Consider the following 17,309-nt stretch of genomic DNA (forward strand, 5'->3'; position numbering starts at 1 on the left):
AGTCGCGCCCGTGCCTGTGTCGCGCCCGTGCCTGTGTCGCGCCCGTGCCTGTGTCGCGCCCGTGCCTGTGTCGCGCCCGTGCCTGTGTCGCGCCCGTGCCTGTGTCGCGCCCGCGCCTGTGTCGCGCCCGTGTCCGCCCAGCCCGTGCCCGCCCAGCCCGTGCCCGTGCCCGCCCAGCACGTGCCTGCCTGCGCCCGTGCCGCGCCCGTGGCTGCGCGCGCCCGTGCCCGTGGCTGTGCCGGGCCGCGCCTGTGCCTGCCTGCGCCCGTGCCCGCCCGCGCGCGTGCCGCGCCCGTCGCACTAGCCGTGCCATCTCAGGCAAGATCCACGCAACATCAGGGAAAGTGCTGCCTCAGCGCGTCCGGAGGCAGCACTTTCGCTGATATTGCGGGTGAAGAAGGGACGGGGCCGGAGCGCGGGGCGGAGTGTCGAGGTCGGGTTGGGGCGTGGCCTCCCGGCGGAGCACCCAGCCGCAAGATCACGCAACATCCAGGATTTAGGGGTATCCGGCGCGCGACGACACCACTACATCCGGGATCGAGCACGATCTTGGGGTGCTCGAGGGCCGTCCGCCAGATGTGCGTGGTTGGTCGGGCTGGGCTGGACGGAACCCGCCCCAGGCGGAGGCCGCCCCAGGCGGAGGCCGCCCCAGGCGGAGGCCGCCCCAGGCGGAGGCCGCCCCAGGCGGAGACCGCCCCAGCGGAGGCCGCAGCGAAGGCGCCCAGGCGCGGCCTCCCCAGGAGGACCTTCCCCAGCGGGGGCCGTCTCGGTGGCACCCTCCCAGCGGAGGCCGGTGAGTCAGCTGGTGAGGTCGGCGGTGGGGAAGGACGGGCCGTCGCCGGCGAGGCGGAAGGAATCGGTGTCGGCCGGTTCGACGAGCCCGTCCTGCACCAGGCCGGCCAGGGCTCGGGCGCGCTGCACGTCGTCGGTCCAGACCTGGTCAAGCCGTTCGTGCGGCACCGGACCGGTGGCGTCCCGGAGCACCCCGAGCAGCAGGCCGCGTACCTGTCGGTCGGTGCCCGCGTACCGCTGGGTTCGGCGGGTTGGACCTGTTGGGGCCTCCTGGCCGGAAGCCCGCCACGCGCAGATCGACTCGACCGGGCAGGTCGGGCAGCGCGGCGACCGGGCGGTGCAGATGACCGCGCCCAGTTCCATGAACGCGGCGCTGGCCAGCGCCGCCGCGGCCGGTTCCGTCGGGAGTAGCTCTTCGGTGGCGACCAGGTCGGCTGGCCGGGTGACCGGCCCGGCGTCCGGCTCGCCGGCTACCGCCCGGCAGACCACCCGTCGCACGTTGGTGTCGACCACCGGGTGCCGCTGCCCGTACGCGAATGCGGCCACCGCCCGTGCCGTGTACGTCCCGACTCCCGGCAGGGCCAGCAGTTGCTCCAGGCGGTCCGGGACCTGGCCGCCGTGCCGGTCGACGATCGCCACCGCGCATTCTCGCAGCCGAATCGCCCGACGGGGGTAGCCGAGGCGTCCCCACATCCGGATCGCCTCGGCGGGGCTGTCCGCCGCCAACGCTGCCGGGTCCGGCCAGCGGGCCAGCCATGCCTGCCAGGCCGGCACCACCCGGACCACGGGTGTCTGTTGAAGCATGACCTCGCTGACCAGGATGGCCCACGGGCTGGTGTCCGGCGCACGCCAGGGAAGGACGCGGGCGTGTTGCTGGAACCATCGGCTGACCAGGGTGGCGAAATCGGGCTGAGTCATGGCGACGTCGATGATGTCACGCGCCGGGGTCCCGCTGGTTGGGCGGCTCGGGCGGGGTGTCCCGGCGGCGCGCCCCGGATCGGAGAGAATGCGCGGATGAACGAGCTCGCGATCACCGTCATCGGTCGGGACCGGCCGGGCATCGTGGCCGACGTAGCCGAGGTGTTGGCTCGACTGGGCGCGAACCTCACCGACAGCACGATGACCCGGCTGCGGGGGCATTTCGCGATGACCCTGATCTGCACCGGGCCGGCCGCCGCCGAGGTCGAGGCCGCGCTGGCGCCGCTGGCCGCCGAGGGTCAACTACTGGCGACGGTACGCGCGGTCACCCCGGACGGTGAGGTGCCCGCGGTGGGTGAGCCGTACGTGCTGGCGGTGCACGGTTCGGATCGGATGGGCATCGTCGCGGCGATGACCCGGGTGCTTGTCGACGCGGGCGGGAATGTCACCGACCTGAGCACCCGGTTGGCGGGTGCGCTCTACGTGGTGCTGGCCGAGGTCGAGTTGCCGGCGGGCGTGGCCGACGCGCTTGTGGACCGGCTGCACCGGACGGCTGCTGACCTGGGCGTGGAGGTCACGCTCCGGCCGGCGGACCCGGATCTGTTGTGAGCGGCGCGGAGAGCGTGCCGTACGCCGGTCTGGGTGGCTGGACGCCGGAGGCGCTGGTCGCGTCGGGTGTGGTGCGGGCGGTGTTGTCCGCCCCGCATCCGGTGCTGAGTCGGGCCGCCGGAGAGGTCGATCCGACGGCGGACGAGACGGTCCAGCTCGCGGCCGACCTGGTGGCGACGATGCGGGTTTCGCCGGGTTGTGTCGGGTTGGCCGCCCCGCAGGTCGGGGTGGGTGCTCGTGTCTTCGCCGTCGACGTGACCGGGCACCCGAAGGCGGTGACGGTGCACGGGACCTTCGTGTTGTGCAACGCCCGTGTGGTGGAGGCGACCCGGTGGAAGCCGGGCCGGGAGGGTTGCATGTCGGTGCCGGACCTGACCGGTGACGTGAAGCGGGCCAGCCGGCTGGTGGTCGAGGGCGACCTGCCAGGCACCGGGGAGCCGGTCCGGTTGGTGACCGACGGCTTCGAGGCGCGGGCGTTGCAGCACGAGATCGACCACTGCTCGGGGCTGCTTTTTCTGGATCGGGTGGCTGGTGCGCACGCCGTCTATCAGCGCAAGGTCTACCTCTGAGCGGGTGCCGGACGATCGGGGTATTCATCCAGAGTGGAGGGTCGTGCCCGCGTCCCGACGGGGCTCCGGCGCGTCGCGCCACACTGGCGGGCGCAGCGCGGCTACGGTGGGGGGCATCATGCGTCTGACGGTCGGCCCCCTGCCACCCGCCGTGTACTGGCGGCGTCGCGTCGTCGTACTCGGAGCGGGGCTTCTCTTCCTGATTGTCCTGCTCTACTCCTGCACCGGCTCGGATCGTTCCGACCGCGACACGAAGGCTGCGGGGTCGCCGACGGCCACGCCCACCGGGGCGGCTGGTCCGGGCGCGCCGGTGCTGACGCCACAGACCGGCGCTCCGCCGCCGTCCGCCTCCGGCGATGCGGGCGCGACGACCCCGGACGCGACGACCCCGAGCCCCGCGATCACCAGCAACGACCCTCCGCCGGGCACGGTGGCCAATTCGGTGGACGACGGCACCTGCACCGATGCGGAGATCCGCGTGGTCTCGATGGCGAGTCCCACCTCGGTCCAGCGCGGAGCGGTGGCCGACCTGCAACTCAAGATCAAAAACACGTCGGACCGGACGTGCAGCCGCAACGTCGGCGCCGACCTGCAAGAGATCTTCATCAAGTCCGGTGCCGAGAAGGTCTGGTCCTCGGACACCTGCGGCAAGGTCCAGGGCTCGGACGTGCAGTCCTTCACCCCGAACTTCGAGCGCTCCTACCAGGTGGTGTGGAACGGGCGGGACACCAGCCGGTGTGACGGCAGTGGGTTGGCCGCCGGGCCGTTCCCGCCGCTCGGCACGTACGAGGTGTTCGCCCGGGTCGGCACGAAGCTCAGCGCACCGGTGAAGCTCACCGTGACCGGCTGAGCCGGATCAGACGTACCGCTCCAGGATCGACGCCTCGGCGAGCCGGGACAGCCCTTCACGGACACCGCGCGCCCGGGCGTCACCGACCCCCTCGACGGCCTGCAGGTCCTCCACGGTCGCGCCCAGCAGCCGTTGCAGGCTGCCGAAGTGCACCACCAGGCGGTCGACCACCGTCACCGGCAGCCTCGGCACCTTGGCCAGCAGTCGGAAGCCGCGCGGGCTGACCGCCGCGTCCAGCGCGTCCGACGCGGCCGGGTAGCCGATCGCCTTGGCCACCGACACCAGGTCGATCAACTCGGTGGCACCGAGCAGGTCCAGCTCGACAAGTGCCTCGTCGAGGGTGCGCGACTTGCGGCCGACCGGGAGGTAGTCCCGGATGACAAGCGTCCGATCGGCGTCCACGCCGGCCATCAGCTCGTCGAGCTGCAGGGCCAGCAGACGGCCGTCGGTGCCCAGCTCGACCACGTAACCGGCGATCTCGTCGGCGATCCGGCGGACCATCTCCAGGCGCTGCACCACGGCCACCGCGTCCCGTACGGTGACGAGATCCTCGATCTCCAGGGCGGAGAGCGTGCCGGAGACCTCGTCCAGCCGGAGCTTGTAGCGCTCCAGGGTGGCGAGCGCCTGGTTGGCCCGGGAGAGGATCGCCGCCGAGTCGTCGAGCACGTGCCGTTGGCCGTTGACGTAGAGGCTGATGATCCGCATGGACTGGCTGACCGAAATGACCGGATAGCCGGTCTGCCGGGCCACCCGCTCGGCGGTGCGGTGCCGGGTGCCGGACTCCTCGGTCGGGATGGACGGGTCGGGCATCAGGTGCACGGCGGCCCGGACGATCCTGGTGCCGTCGCTGGAGAGCACGACGGCGCCGTCCATCTTGCACAGCTCGCGGACCCGCGTCGCGGAGAACTCCACGTCCAGCGGGAAACCGCCGGTGCACAGGCCCTCGACGACCTTGTCGTAGCCGAGCACGATGAGCGCGCCCGTGCGGCCACGCAGGATGCGCTCCAAACCGTCGCGCAGGGCGGTGCCCGGGGCCATCAGGGCGAGGTTGGCGCGCAGTGGATCGCCGGCACTCCCGGTGGCTCCCGCGGTCACGCTCACGCTGATCGGGCGGGCGGGCGAGCCCACGGCGCCGGTGCGGGCCTGGGGCGGCGCGCCGGCTGGCTTGGTGGTATCGCGGTCGATCGGCACGGACACAGTCTACGGACTGCCGTGCGGTGGGTGCTGTCGTGGTTACTGTGATGTGTCACGATGCGGCCCTTCCAACCCGTTTCCCGCTTGCGGCGTGCTGTCCGGTTTTGCCGTCCCCGTCGGCACGCTGGGTCACTCGGCGGACGCGCGGGCCGCATGGTGCAGCGCCGAGCGGACGTCCGTGACCTCGGTCACCCGCATCTGCTGGGGGCCGGCGCCGGTGCTGGTCGGGCCGCAACCGGGCGGCACGAGGGCCACCTTGAACCCCAGCCGGGCCGCCTCGGCCAACCGGCGGGGCACCGCCCCGACCCGGCGCACCTCGCCGGTCAGACCCACCTCGCCGATCGCCACCAGGTGCGGTGCGATGGCCAGGTTGAGCCCGCCGGAGGCGACCGCCAACGCAACCGCGAGGTCCGCGGCCGGCTCCACCACCCGGATGCCGCCGACCGTGGCGGCGAAGACCTCCCGGTCGTGCAGGGTCAGCCGCTCGGTGCGTCGCTGAAGCACCGCGAGCACCATCGCCAGTCGCGCCGAGTCGAGGCCGGAGACGGTACGCCGGGGAGAGCCGGCCACCGTCGCGCCGATCAGCGCCTGCACCTCGGTGACCAGGGCGCGCCGCCCCTCCATGGCCACCGTGACGCAGGTGCCCGGGACCGGCTCCGCGTATCGGGTCAGGAACAGCCCGGACGGGTCCGCCAGGCTGCTGATGCCGCCCTCGTGCATCTCGAAGCAGCCGACCTCGTCGGCCGCGCCGAACCGGTTCTTCACACCGCGCACCAGGCGCAGCGAGGAGTGCTTGTCGCCCTCGAAGTGCAACACCACGTCGACCAGGTGCTCCAGCACCCGAGGCCCGGCCACCTGGCCGTCCTTGGTGACGTGCCCGACCAGCACGGTGGCGATGCCCCGCTCCTTGGCGACCGAGACCAGCGCGGCGGTGACCGCGCGTACCTGGGTGACCCCACCGGGCACCCCCTCGGTGCCGGTGGTCGAGATGGTCTGCACCGAGTCGAGCACCAGCAGGCCCGGCTTGACCGCGTCGAGGTGGCCGAGCACCGACCCCAAGTCGCTCTCCGCCGCGAGGTAGAGCTGGTCGTGCAGGGTGCCCATCCGTTCGGCACGCAAGCGCACCTGACTGACCGACTCTTCCCCGCTGACGACAAGCGAAGGGCTGCCGGCACCGGCTGCCCACTGCTGGGCCACGTCCAGCAGCAGTGTCGACTTGCCGACGCCGGGCTCGCCGGCGAGCAGCACCACGGCGCCGGGCACCAGACCGCCGCCGAGCACCCGGTCGAGCTCGCTCACCCCGGTGGGCACGGCTCGGGCCGGGGCGGCGCTGATGGTGGCGATCGGCCGGGCCGGCTCGGCCGGCATCCGGGAGCTGACCACCCGACCGGCCACGGTTGGGCCGGTCGTCGTGCTCTCGACCACCGCGCCCCACTCGCCGCACTCCGGGCAGCGCCCCACCCACTTGGGCGGCTGGTGCCCACAGGCGTCGCACTCGTACGCCGGGCGCGGCTCGCGGGCGGCGGACCGCCCACGCGCGGCACCGGCCGTGCCGCTACGCGAAGGAGTCGATCGGGAGGTGGTCACATCAGGACGCTAGCCCTCTCGTACGACGAAAACACCCCGGCGTGGTGGTCACCACGCCGGGGCGTCCGTCGATTCGGAGGTCGGGTCACTCGTGGGTCGTGCCGCCCTCGTTGCCCTCGTAGCCGCCCTCGCGCTCGATGAGCGGCGAGGGACGCGCCGCAGGGGTGAGCGGCACCGCGATCGGCGCCTGGCCGGTCACCGTGTTGCCGTTGCCGAAGTCGAAGGTCACCGAGACGTTCTGGCCGGAGCGCAGCGCCTCGGTCAGGCCGATCAGCCGGAGCTGCGAGGTGGCCTCGGAGTTGAGCTGGATGTAGCTGAGCGGAGCCAGCTCGATCCGGGCCAACTGGCCGGGGGCGGCCGGACTGGCCGAGCCCGACGCCCGCGCCGACTCCGGAGCGGACGGCGTGGCCGAGGACGAGCCGGTCTCGGACGGGGTCGCCGACGGGCTGGCCGAGCGGGACGTGGAGGTCGACGGGCTCTGTGAGCCCGACGGAGACGCGCTGCCCGACGGAGACGCGCTGCCCGACGGAGACGCGCTGCCCGACGGAGACGCGCTGCCGGACGGAGACGCGCTGGCCGAGGCGGACGCGCTGGTCGAGCCGCCGCCGATGCGCACCTCGCGGGCGCTCTCGGCGGTGACGGTGACGGTGACCGTCTGCTTCGAGTCGTTGTAGATCACGGCGCTCAGCGGAGCGTCCTGGCCGGCCCGGTAGCCCTCGGTGCCCGGGTACTCCACCAGCAGACCACGCACGGAGAAGGATCCGTTGTTGGTGGTGAGGTTGACGCCCTGGACCGACGGCTCCTTCAACGCGGTCTCGGCGATCTGACCGGTGCCGCATCCGGACGCCAGCAGGCCGGTTGCCGCAATCCCGGACAGCAACAGGGCCGCCCGCCGGGATCCCCTGATCGAGCGCGTCACGTCGGTCCTCCTCGTCACAATCCCCACCCGGGCCGCACGCCCGGGCACGGTGGCCATACCCGCGCAGACCGCGCTCCAGGGTAGTTGGGGCTGATCGAGGCCCGCACGCGGACCCGGCAATGCCACCTGGCCGGGTGGCGCTCACACCACCCGACCGCTCGCCACCAGCAGGACCACGTCGATCAGGGCCACCAGCATGACGGCGCGGAAGGCCGCCACCGGCCGCCGGCCGGCCCGGACCGCCGAGCGTCCGGCGTACCAGCTCAGTGCCGGCACCACGGCGGCCGTGCCGACCGCGGCCAGCCCGAGGGCCGACGGCGGCCCGGGTGGTCCGAGGACCAGGGTCGCGGTCGCCGCGAGGAGCAGACCGGCCGCCGCCGCCCGACTCCCGGCGGAGCCCAGCCGGTGCGGCAGGCCGCGCACCCCGGTCCGGGCGTCGTCGGCCAGGTCGGGCAGCACGTTGGCGAAGTGCGCGCCGGCCCCCAGGCAGGCCGCCGCGACGAGCAGCCAGGCGGGTGGGGTCGGCTGACCGGGCAGCGCGAGCACCACGAAGGCGGGCAGCGCGCCGAAGGAGACGGCGTACGGCACCACCGAGAAGGCGGTGGCCTTCAGCGGCCAGTCGTAGAGCAGCGCCGAGACGAGGGCCACGGTCAACCAGAACGCCGCCGTCGGGTTCGTGGTCAGCGCCAGCAGCGGACAGGCCACCGCGGCCGCCGCCGCAGCCCAGGCCGTGGTGCGCCGGCCGACCGCGCCGGCGGCGACAGGTTTGTCGGTACGCCCCACCGTGGCGTCCCGCTCGGCGTCCAGCGCGTCGTTGGTCCAGCCCACGGCGAGCTGGCTGGCCAGCACGGCGAGCACCACCGAGACGATTCCGGACGGTCGATGACCCACTCCCCAGGCCAGTAGGCCGGAAACCGCGGTGACCGCTGCGGCCGGTTCCGGATGGCTCGCTCTGACCAGCCCTAACACCCTCGACGACATAAGGGAAGTCTGGTCGTTACCGAGCAGTCGTGCCACGCTCGTGCCATGCGAGACGTGGCTGCGTCCGCGGCGTCCACCGGCCCCCGGGTGCTGCCGCGAAACGACCCGCGCCAGTACGACGACCTGGCCGCCGAGTGGTGGCGGCCGGATGGCGCGTTTGCGATGCTGCACTGGCTGGCCGCGGCCCGCGCGGCGCTGGTGCCACCGGCGACCCGTCCCGACGAGCTGCTGGTGGACCTGGGTTGCGGTGCCGGTCTGCTCGCGCCGCACCTGGCCGGCAAGGGCTACCGCCACGTCGGTGTGGATCTGACCCGCTCGGCGTTGCTCCAGGCAGCCGAGCACGGGGTGGGCGTTGTGCAGGGTGATGCGACAGCGGTCCCGCTTCCGGACGGATGCGCCGACGTGGTCTCCGCGGGCGAGTTGCTGGAGCATGTGCCGGCCTGGCCGCGGGTGGTTGCCGAGGCGTGCCGCCTGCTGCGTCCGGGTGGCCTGCTGGTCCTGGACACCCTGAACGACACGGCCCTGGCCCGGCTCGTCGCGGTACGGATCGCCGAGCGGTTGCCGACGGTGCCGCGCGGAATCCACGATCCACGGTTGTTCGTGGACGCGCGGGCCCTGGTGGCCGAGTGCGCTCGGCACGGCGTGGACCTGCGAGTGCGCGGCATCCGTCCGCAGCTCGGGGGCATGCTTGCCTGGTTGCTGCGCCGGGCCCGCGCGACCGGTGCGACGTCCACCGTCCGCGCGCCGCGCATCGTGCCGACCCGGTCCACCGCCGTGCTCTACCAGGGCCGGGGGGTCCGCAAAGGATAGTCCGGCCGTGGCGGGGTATGGGACGCCGAGGAGGAGACGATATGACGGTGCAGGCGTTTGAGGCGGCCCGCCGGTTGGCGCCGCGGTTCGCCGCGCGCGCGGCGGAGCACGACCGGGACGGTTCCTTCCCCATCGAGGACTTCCGTGACCTGCGGGAGGCTGGCCTTTTCGGGTTGATGGTGCCCCGGGCGCTGGGAGGCATGGGGGCCAGCTTCGCCGAGTACGCCGCGGTGGCCACCGAGCTTGCCCGAGGCAACGGCGCGACGGCCCTGGTGTTCAACATGCACGCCTCGGTGACCGGTGCCCTGGGCGCGGTCACCGAGGAGCTGGCCGAGGCGTTGGGCGTGCCGGACGAGGCGTTGGCAGCTCGGGACCGCCTGCTCACCGCCGCCGCCCAGGGCTCCTGGTACGCGGTCGCGATGAGCGAGCGCGGCGCCGGTGCCCGGCTGTCCCAGCTCACCACGGCGTACGAGGAGACCGACGAGGGTTGGCATCTCAAGGGCAGCAAGACGTTCTGTTCCGGCGCCGGTCACGCCGACGGCTACCTGGTGGCGGCACGCAGCGCGGCCGACCAGTCGGTGGTCTCGCAGTTCCTGGTGCCGGCCGGTGACGGGTTGACCGTGGAGCCGACCTGGGATTCGCTCGGCATGCGCGCCACCTCCTCGCACGACCTGCACCTGGATGTGACGGTGCCCACGGACCGACTGCTCGGCGGCGTGGAGGGGTTGGCGCTCGTGGTCGCCCAGTTGATGCCGCACTGGCTGGTGGCCAGTTACGCGGCCGTCTACGTGGGGGTGGCCCGGGCGGCGATCGACGCGGCGGCCGAGCACCTGAACGCCCGCAACCTGGCCGGCCTGCCGGCGGTGCGGGCCCGGCTGGGGCGGGCGGACGCCACGACCGCCGCCGCGCAGCTGGTGGTCGCCGAGGCGGCCCGTCGGGTGGACGACGCGCCGGGCGACGAGGAGACCAACCGCTGGGTGTGGCGGGCGAAGCTGCTCGCCGGCACCACGGCCGCGGAGGTGGCGGCGTCGGTGTTGGAGGCCGCGGGCACCTCGGCGACCCGACGTGGTCATCCGTTGGAGCGGCTCTACCGCGACGCCCGCTGCGGCTCGCTGCACCCGGCCACGTCGGACGTCTGCGCCGACTGGCTGGGCATCGCCGCTCTGGGCGGCGACCCGGACCGCGACGGATCGGCACCGCGTTGGTGAGGCGGCTCCGCGGGTTCGGCACGGAAGATGGGCCAGCCGAGGCGGCTGGTGGGACGGCCAGGGGGAGGACAGCATCCGACGAGAGGTGGGGATCGTGTCCGTACCAGTGATCGCGGGGCTCGGGACTGCGCAGCCGCCGTCCGCTTCGCAGGACGAGTTGTGGGAGGGCTTCTTCTCCCGGCACTTCACCGGCACCACCCGGTCGTTGGCCCAGCGGATCTTCGCGAACTCCGGGGTGACCCGGCGTCAGGCCGCGGTCAACCCGCTGTTGGAGGACGTGTCGGACTGGCCGACCGAGCGCCGGATGCGCCGCTACCAGGTGGAGGCGCTGCCGCTGGGCAAGGAGGCGGTGGGTCGCGCGTTGACCGCCGCCGGGTTGGACGCCGGCGACATCGGCATGTTCATCGTCTGCTCCTGCACGGGCTACGCCACCCCCGGGCTGGACATCCTGCTCGCCCGGGACCTCGGTATGGCGGCGGACACCCAGCGGATGTTCATCGGCCACATGGGCTGTTACGCGGCGCTGCCGGGGCTCGGCGCGGCGAGTGACTTCGTCACCGCGCGGGGGCGGCCGGCGCTGCTGCTCTGCGCAGAGCTGACCAGCCTGCACATCCAGCCGTCCAGTGCCAGGGTGGACACCCAGCAGATCGTCTCGCACGCGCTCTTCTCGGACGCCGCGGTCGCCGCCGTGGTCGTGCCGGGTGGTCCGGGGTACGCGTTACGCGAGGTCACCTCGGTCACCGACACCTCGACCGCCGATCACATGACCTGGGACGTCACCGATGCCGGCTTCCGGATGGGGTTGTCGCCGAAGGTGCCGCAGGTGCTGTCGAGGCACGTACGCGGGTTGGTCGACGACCTGTTGGCCCGGCACGGCGTCACCAGTTCCGACGTGGACGGTTGGGCCGTGCACCCGGGTGGGCCGCGGATCCTCAACGTGGTGGAACGGGAGCTGGCCCTCCCTCCGGAGGGGTTGGCGGCGTCCTGGGCGACGCTCGACGAGCACGGCAACTGCTCGTCGCCGACCGTGTTGCTGATCCTGGACCGGTTGGGCCGTTCCACGCCGGCGGCTCGACGCATCGTCATGCTCGCGTTCGGCCCCGGCCTCACCCTGTACGCCGCCCTGCTCGATCGACAGGAGTAAAAATCCGCCCCTGGCGGCGTTACGCTCGATGGATGGATGCGACGGCGGAGGGGCGGCTGCGCTCGGCGGTGCTGTTCGGCGCGACGGCGGCCCTCCTGGTCGCCGGTGGCTGGTGGTGGCGCTCCGCCGCGCCCGCTCCGGTGGCTCGGCCGCCCGGGACGGCGGCGACGCCTGTCGCGGGGCCCAGCGTCAGCACGCCGTTGGAGCGCGCCCTGGTCCGGGGTATTGGGGCGACCGCGCGGGTTGATGGAGAGACGGGGGCGGTCGTCCGGGCGGTGGATGCCCCGCGGGCGGTACTCGACCCGGCCAGCGGTGAGATCATCGACATCGAGGGTGATCCGAGCTGGCTCTTCTTCCAGGGCGAGCTGCCCGCGTTCCGCGAGACGATCTGGCAGGAGCGGACGGTGCTCGTGCCGAGGCAGCGCATCGTCCGGCAGGCGGGCGGCGGCGACTCCCGCTACCTGCTGCAGTACCGGTGCACCAGGCCGGGCACCCTGTCGGTGACGGTCTTCGAGGCCGAGTCGGCCGGGCCGTCCGAGATCGACTGCGATGGCGTGATCACCAGCGCCGAGGTGCTCTCGGACGGCAGGCCGTTCCGGGTGTCGCTGTCGACCGGCGGGGTGCGCGAGATCGATATCGAGGCGCAACTCGTCGGCCTGCCCCGCTAGGGCTGTTCAAAGCCCCTGGCCCGCCTCGGCTCGACCGAGGACTTTGAACAGACCCTGGGCCGGTGTCGAACCACCTGGCCCGGCGGGGTCACCGGCCCTCGTGGGGTCAGCCGGCGAGGGCGCTCAGGTCGTTGCGGTAGGAGTCGACAGTCCCCAGTTCGGGCAGCACCCGGGTCACCGTGCCGGTGCGGTCGACCAGCAGTGCGGTCAGGGTGCCGGGGTGGACCGGTTGGCCCAGGAACGACCGCAGTCCGCCAGCGGGGTCGGCGAGTGCCCGGACGCCCGTGCTCGCCGATGGCGAGGTCGCGACCCTCCGCCCTCCGGCCACGGTGATCACCGCGATCCCCGGGGGCGCCGCCGCCGCGGCCTCGTCGATCCGCTCGGGGCAGGGGCAGCCGTCCACCAGGATGATCATGGCGGGCAGCAGGCCGCGCAGCGGCACCGGCGCCTGGGCGGCGTCGACCAGGTCCAGCGCGGGCAGTGCCCGGCCGGCGACGGTCGCGGGAGGCGCGTACGGGGCCGGGGTCGGTCGGTCGGTGCCCCGGCTGGCGCGGGGCCAGGCGACGGCGAGCAGGCCGGCCATCGTGGTGAGCAGTGCGACCACCAGCACCAGCAGTGGTAGGGCCAGGCGGCCGGGGCGGTCGCCGGCGGCACGGCGCAGCTCGCGACGAAGCTGGGCGGCCTCGTCGGCGAGCGCCGAGGCGTCGTCCGGGACCACGATGCGGCCCCACTCGGGCGGTAGACCGGGCAGGCCGTCGGCTGGCCCGTGACCCTCGGCATCCGGCTTGCCCATCGGACCTCCTGGAAGGGGCTCGAGAGCGGTGTGCGGCTCGGTCTCCAGGGTCCCGCACCAGGGGCACCTCCCGCTACACCTGGGCGCATTCCCGCCAGCCGCGATACCATGGGAGAAGCGCATAGCCCTTGATCTCGACGTTCTGTTCACTAGTGCCGGGCAGTCATCCGCACGTTACGGAGCGTGTTCGAACCATTGGTTTGACCGCCTGTCAAGCTGAAGCAAGACCTCTCACAGGGCCCCTGAGCTGCGCCAACGGTCAGGACATCGGTGAGACATCGGTGCCTGAGCGTGTTACCCTAGACACAGCGAAAGGGGTTTCGAACCTATGGTTTTCAGTGTCGGCGAGACCGTTGTCTACCCCCACCACGGGGCCGCACTCATCGAGGCAATCGAGACTCGGGTCATCAAGGGCGAGCCTAAGCAATACCTCGTCCTGAGGGTCGCGCAGGGTGACCTGACGGTCCGGGTGCCGGCCGAGAACGCCGAGATCGTGGGCGTCCGTGAGGTGGTCGGCGAAGAGGGCCTCGGTAAGGTCTTCGACGTTCTGCGGGCTCCGCACACCGAGGAGCCGACCAACTGGTCGCGGCGTTACAAGGCCAACTTGGAAAAGCTGGCCTCCGGCAATCCGCTGAAGGTCGCCGAGGTCGTGCGCGACCTGTGGCGCCGGGAGCGGGAGCGGGGCCTCTCCGCTGGCGAGAAGCGGATGCTGGCCAAGGCCCGCGACATTCTCGTTGGTGAGGTCGCGCTGGCTGAGAAGAGCACCAAGGATGAGGCGGAGACGCTGCTCGACAAGGTCCTCACCGAGGCCTAGTCCGCAGAGCATCGTCGTCCCACCAAGTAGCGAAGAAACCACCGAGGACCGCGACGTGACCGCGCAGCTCAATCCGCGCGGTGACGTCGCGGTCCTCGTGCCTGCGGCGGGTGCCGGCGTACGGCTCGGCCCCGGCCGACCCAAGGCGCTGCGCCTGCTCGCCGGCGAGCCACTGTTGGTGCATGCCGTGCGTCGACTGGCTGCCGCACCGTCGGTGCACACGATCGTGGTGGCCGCGCCGGTCGACGACGTGCAGGCCGTCCGCGAGCTGTTGGCCCCGGTCGCACCGGTGATCGTGGTGGCCGGCGGTGCGGAACGACAGGCGTCGGTGGCCGCCGCGCTGGCCGCGGTGCCCACCGGCCCGACGATCGTGCTGGTGCACGACGCCGCCCGCGCGCTCACCCCACCCGAACTCGTCGAATCCGTCGCGGCGGCGGTTCGTGACGGGCGGGACGCGGTGATCCCGGTGCTGCCGGTCGTCGACACGATCAAAGAGGTGGATGCCGACGAGGTGGTGCTCGGCACCGTCGACCGTTCCTCCCTGCGCGCGGTGCAGACCCCGCAGGGTTTCCGCCGGGCCGTGCTCAGCGCCGCGCACGCCGCGGCCGGCGATCCCCTCACCGACGACGCCGGGCTGGTCGAGAAGCAGGGTGTCGTGGTGAGCTGCGTGCCGGGCTCCGAGTACGCCCTGAAGATCACCAGGCCGTTCGACCTGGCGCTGGCCGAGCACCTGCTTGCCGCCTCCGGTTGACGCGTACTCTCGGATCATGATCGTTCCCCGGGTCGCCATCGGCACCGACGTGCACGCGTTCGAGCCCGGCCGGCCCTGCTGGGTCGCGGGCCTGCTCTGGCCCGACCAGGACGGCCTCGCCGGGCACTCGGACGCCGACGTGGTCGCGCACGCCGCCTGCAACGCGCTGCTCTCCGCCGCCGGCCTCGGTGACCTCGGCGCCGCCTTCGGGGTGGGTCAGCCGGAGTGGGCCGGCGCGTCCGGGGTGGCGCTGCTGACCGAGACGGCCCGCCGGGTACGCGCCAGCGGCCTGGAGATCGGCAATGTGTCGGTGCAGGTGGTCGGCAACCGACCCAAGATCGGCCGGCGTCGGGCAGAGGCCCAGGAGGTGCTGTCCGCTGCCGTCGGCGCCCCGGTCACCCTCTCCGCCGCGACCACCGACGGCCTTGGCTTCACCGGCCGCGAGGAAGGGCTGGCCGGTGTCGCGGTGGCCCTGGTGTACGACGCGCCGGCCGCCTAAGCTCGCCGCGATGTCCAGCGACCCAGCCCCCGACCAGTCCGCCGCCGACGGCTATCTCCAGCGGGCCCAACTTCTCGCCGAGCTCGGGCGCCACGACGAGGCGGCCGGTGAGCTGGCCTACGGGCTGGCCCTGCAACCGGATGACGTGGAAGCCCTCACCACGCTGGCTCGGGTGCACCTGGCCGCCGGTCGCCCGACCGAGGCGCTCGCCGCCGCCGACACGGCCGTGGCCGCCGCACCGGAGGCCCTACCGCCGTTGGTCGCCAGGGGCATGGCGTTGGCCGACCTGGAGCGCTACGGCGAGTCGGCGGCCACCGCCGACCGGCTCCTCGCCCTCGGCCCGGCCGACGCGTACGCCCAGCGGAGCGCGGCGGCGCTCCTGGCCGACGCCCGCAACGGCCAGCCGGCGCTGAACGCGGCCTGGCGTGGTGTCGAACTGGCACCGGAGGAGCCGCAGGCGCACCTGGTGCTCAGCCTGGTCGCCGCCCGGCTGAACCTGTTCGACCTGGCCGAGCGGGCCTACCGGGAGGCGTTGCGGCTCGACCCGCGCGTCGCCGAGGCTGGGCACGACGTGGGGGTCCTGAGGTTGGAGCAGCGTCGGTGGTCGGAGGCGTTGGCGCACGTCGCCGAGACCGTCGCCATCAGCCCGAGTCGCATCGAATCGCCACGGACGCTCGCGCACGGCCTGCACCGCCTGGTGCTCTACGGCGCGGGTTGGTCGCTGGTGGCGGCGGTGCTGGTGGCCTTCGCGGCGTCGGCGAGCGACGGGTTGTCCCGCGCCCTGGCGGTGCTCGCCGCGCTCAGCGGGGGGATCGTGGTCTGGCAGCTCGCGGCCCGGTTGCCGGGGCTGACCCGGACCGTCCTGCCGGCCCTGCTGCGCTCGGACCGGGCGATCGCGCTGGCCGTCTACGCGGTGGCGGCCGCGCCGCTGCTGCTGCTGGTGTACGCCGTGGTCGGTTCCCCGTGGCCCCTGGTGCTGGCCATCGCCGTCACGGCGGTGGCCGAGTTCGCCATCTTCACCAGAACCGCGCTCCGCTAGCCGCGACGCGCCCAGGTCCAGGCGTACCCCTCGTCCTCGCAGCCGCTGGCGGCGTCGCAGAGATCGAGGGGGCGGAAGGTGTCGACCATGACGGCCAGCTCGTCGAAGTAGTCGGCGCCGATGGAACGCTCGGCGGCACCGGGCTGGGGGCCGTGGGTGAAGCCGGACGGGTGCAGGGAGATCGAGCCCTGCTCGATGCCGGAGCCGCGGCGGGCCTCGTAGTTGCCGCCGGTGTAGAAGAGCATCTCGTCGGAGTCGACGTTGTGGTGGTTGTACGGCACCGGGATCGACTGCGGGTGGTAGTCGACCTTGCGGGGCACGAACGAGCAGATGACGAAGTTGGGACCCTGGAAGGTCTGGTGCACCGGCGGGGGCTGGTGGATGCGCCCGGTGATCGGCTCGAAGTCGTGGATGGAGAACGCCCACGGGTAGAGGTGCCCGTCCCAGCCGACCACGTCGAACGGGTGGTTCGCGTAGACGTAGCGGGTCCAACCACGGCGGTGGCGGACCAGCACCTCGACCTCCTCGCCGTCGACGAGCAGCGGGGCGTCGGGGCCGCGGACGTCGCGCTCGCAGTACGGCGAGTGCTCCAGGAACTGACCGCGGACGGAGAGGTAGCGCTTGGGCGGGCCGATGTGCCCGGACGCCTCGACGGCGAGCAGCCGGACGGGCTGGTCGCCGGTGGGCACCAGCCGGTGGATGGTCGAGGTGGGAATGACGACGTAGTCGCCCGCGACCGCGTCCAGCACGCCGAACGGGGACTCGACCCGCAGGGTGCCCGACTCGACGTAGAGGCAGTGGTCGCCGGTGGCGTCGCGGAACAGCGGCGAGGGCCGGTCGGCGAGCACGTACCCGATCCGGACGTCGTCGTTGGCGAGTAGGTACTGCCGGCCGAGGATGGGGTCGGACCCGCCGGTGTCCAGCTTGTGGGTGCGCAGGTGGCGGGGCTTGAGCGGCAGGTTCGGTGCCCGGGTGAACCTGGGCGGGGTGAACTCGTCGGCGGCCAGGATCGCGGTGGGTGCGTGCCGGTGGTAGAGCAGAGACGAGTCGGAGGAGAAGCCCTCCTGGCCCATCAACTCCTCGGCGTAGAGGCTGCCGTCGGGTTGCCGGAACTGGGTGTGGCGCTTGCGCGGCACCTCGCCGACGCTGCGGTAATACGGCATG

The 17,309-nt window shown here is 72.9% G+C and carries 18 protein-coding genes; 11 read left to right on the forward strand and 7 right to left on the reverse strand.

Annotated elements, in window-relative coordinates:
* Positions 1 to 798: 798 nt before the first annotated feature.
* Positions 799 to 1,710, reverse strand: coding sequence for an A/G-specific adenine glycosylase (locus tag AB0C01_RS08945; RefSeq protein WP_357570793.1), 912 nt, complete (start codon positions 1,708 to 1,710; stop codon positions 799 to 801).
* A gap of 96 nt (positions 1,711 to 1,806) precedes the next feature.
* Between AB0C01_RS08945 and AB0C01_RS08950 the strand changes: the two genes are divergently transcribed.
* From AB0C01_RS08950 to AB0C01_RS08960, 3 genes are all read left to right on the forward strand, one after another.
* Positions 1,807 to 2,319 (forward strand): ACT domain-containing protein, encoded by a 513-nt coding sequence (locus tag AB0C01_RS08950; protein WP_357252791.1) that lies wholly within the window; start codon positions 1,807 to 1,809, stop codon positions 2,317 to 2,319.
* The gene (locus AB0C01_RS08955) at positions 2,316 to 2,888 is read left to right on the forward strand and encodes a peptide deformylase (RefSeq protein ID WP_357570794.1); all 573 of its coding nucleotides are present in this window, start codon (positions 2,316 to 2,318) and stop codon (positions 2,886 to 2,888) included. The genes AB0C01_RS08950 and AB0C01_RS08955 overlap by 4 nt, the downstream gene beginning before the upstream one ends.
* A 118-nt stretch (positions 2,889 to 3,006) precedes the next feature.
* Complete coding sequence (locus AB0C01_RS08960; RefSeq protein WP_357252785.1) at positions 3,007 to 3,738, forward strand: hypothetical protein; 732 nt, start codon at positions 3,007 to 3,009, stop codon at positions 3,736 to 3,738.
* Between the two features lie 6 nt (positions 3,739 to 3,744).
* Here AB0C01_RS08960 and disA read toward each other — a convergent pair whose 3' ends face one another.
* The 4 genes from disA to AB0C01_RS08980 form a co-directional block, all read right to left on the reverse strand.
* On the reverse strand, positions 3,745 to 4,929 hold the full coding sequence (gene disA, locus AB0C01_RS08965) for a DNA integrity scanning diadenylate cyclase DisA (protein WP_357252782.1): 1,185 nt from the start codon (positions 4,927 to 4,929) through the stop codon (positions 3,745 to 3,747).
* Positions 4,930 to 5,061: 132 nt separating this feature from the next.
* Positions 5,062 to 6,519: a DNA repair protein RadA gene (radA, locus tag AB0C01_RS08970; protein WP_357252779.1), complete on the reverse strand. Its 1,458-nt coding sequence runs from the start codon at positions 6,517 to 6,519 to the stop codon at positions 5,062 to 5,064.
* Between the two features lie 85 nt (positions 6,520 to 6,604).
* A complete protein-coding gene (locus AB0C01_RS08975) occupies positions 6,605 to 7,438 on the reverse strand; it encodes a hypothetical protein (RefSeq protein WP_357570795.1) in 834 nt (277 codons plus the stop codon).
* A gap of 141 nt (positions 7,439 to 7,579) precedes the next feature.
* Entirely contained in the window at positions 7,580 to 8,419 is an 840-nt protein-coding gene (locus tag AB0C01_RS08980) for a UbiA family prenyltransferase (protein WP_357253051.1), read from the reverse strand.
* A 45-nt stretch (positions 8,420 to 8,464) separates the two neighbouring features.
* On the opposite strand from AB0C01_RS08980, the gene AB0C01_RS08985 reads away from it, so the two are divergent.
* The 4 genes from AB0C01_RS08985 (at position 8,465) to AB0C01_RS09000 (ending at position 12,249) form a co-directional block, all read left to right on the forward strand.
* Positions 8,465 to 9,229 (forward strand): methyltransferase domain-containing protein, encoded by a 765-nt coding sequence (locus tag AB0C01_RS08985; RefSeq protein ID WP_357570796.1) that lies wholly within the window; start codon positions 8,465 to 8,467, stop codon positions 9,227 to 9,229.
* A 41-nt stretch (positions 9,230 to 9,270) separates the two neighbouring features.
* Positions 9,271 to 10,437 carry an acyl-CoA dehydrogenase family protein gene (locus tag AB0C01_RS08990; protein ID WP_357252771.1) on the forward strand — a complete coding sequence of 389 codons (1,167 nt, stop codon included), beginning with the start codon at positions 9,271 to 9,273 and terminating at the stop codon, positions 10,435 to 10,437.
* A 94-nt stretch (positions 10,438 to 10,531) separates the two neighbouring features.
* Complete coding sequence (locus AB0C01_RS08995) at positions 10,532 to 11,581, forward strand: type III polyketide synthase (protein WP_357252768.1); 1,050 nt, start codon at positions 10,532 to 10,534, stop codon at positions 11,579 to 11,581.
* Positions 11,582 to 11,613: 32 nt separating this feature from the next.
* Positions 11,614 to 12,249 carry a hypothetical protein gene (locus AB0C01_RS09000; RefSeq protein WP_357252766.1) on the forward strand — a complete coding sequence of 212 codons (636 nt, stop codon included), beginning with the start codon at positions 11,614 to 11,616 and terminating at the stop codon, positions 12,247 to 12,249.
* A gap of 106 nt (positions 12,250 to 12,355) precedes the next feature.
* On the opposite strand, the gene AB0C01_RS09005 is transcribed toward AB0C01_RS09000, so the two are convergent.
* A complete protein-coding gene (locus AB0C01_RS09005) occupies positions 12,356 to 13,042 on the reverse strand; it encodes a hypothetical protein (RefSeq protein ID WP_357252763.1) in 687 nt (228 codons plus the stop codon).
* A 328-nt stretch (positions 13,043 to 13,370) separates the two neighbouring features.
* Here AB0C01_RS09005 and AB0C01_RS09010 point away from each other — a divergent pair, with 328 nt between their 5' ends.
* Genes AB0C01_RS09010 through AB0C01_RS09025 form a run of 4 tightly spaced genes read left to right on the forward strand, consistent with a single transcriptional unit; the run spans position 13,371 to position 16,145 of the window.
* Positions 13,371 to 13,856 (forward strand): CarD family transcriptional regulator, encoded by a 486-nt coding sequence (locus tag AB0C01_RS09010; RefSeq protein ID WP_007073334.1) that lies wholly within the window; start codon positions 13,371 to 13,373, stop codon positions 13,854 to 13,856.
* Between the two features lie 55 nt (positions 13,857 to 13,911).
* Positions 13,912 to 14,607, forward strand: coding sequence for a 2-C-methyl-D-erythritol 4-phosphate cytidylyltransferase (gene ispD, locus AB0C01_RS09015; RefSeq protein WP_357570797.1), 696 nt, complete (start codon positions 13,912 to 13,914; stop codon positions 14,605 to 14,607).
* A 13-nt stretch (positions 14,608 to 14,620) separates the two neighbouring features.
* Positions 14,621 to 15,106: a 2-C-methyl-D-erythritol 2,4-cyclodiphosphate synthase gene (gene ispF, locus AB0C01_RS09020; RefSeq protein WP_357253048.1), complete on the forward strand. Its 486-nt coding sequence runs from the start codon at positions 14,621 to 14,623 to the stop codon at positions 15,104 to 15,106.
* 10 nt (positions 15,107 to 15,116) lie between these two features.
* Positions 15,117 to 16,145 (forward strand): tetratricopeptide repeat protein, encoded by a 1,029-nt coding sequence (locus AB0C01_RS09025; protein ID WP_357252758.1) that lies wholly within the window; start codon positions 15,117 to 15,119, stop codon positions 16,143 to 16,145.
* Here the strand turns inward: AB0C01_RS09025 and AB0C01_RS09030 are convergent.
* Positions 16,142 to 17,308: a cupin domain-containing protein gene (locus tag AB0C01_RS09030; protein WP_357252755.1), complete on the reverse strand. Its 1,167-nt coding sequence runs from the start codon at positions 17,306 to 17,308 to the stop codon at positions 16,142 to 16,144. The two genes, AB0C01_RS09025 and AB0C01_RS09030, sit on opposite strands and share 4 nt — an antisense overlap.
* Position 17,309 lies beyond the last annotated feature (1 nt).

It is taken from the genome of Micromonospora sp. NPDC048905 (assembly GCF_040649655.1).
Taxonomy (GTDB): Bacteria; Actinomycetota; Actinomycetes; order Mycobacteriales; family Micromonosporaceae; genus Micromonospora.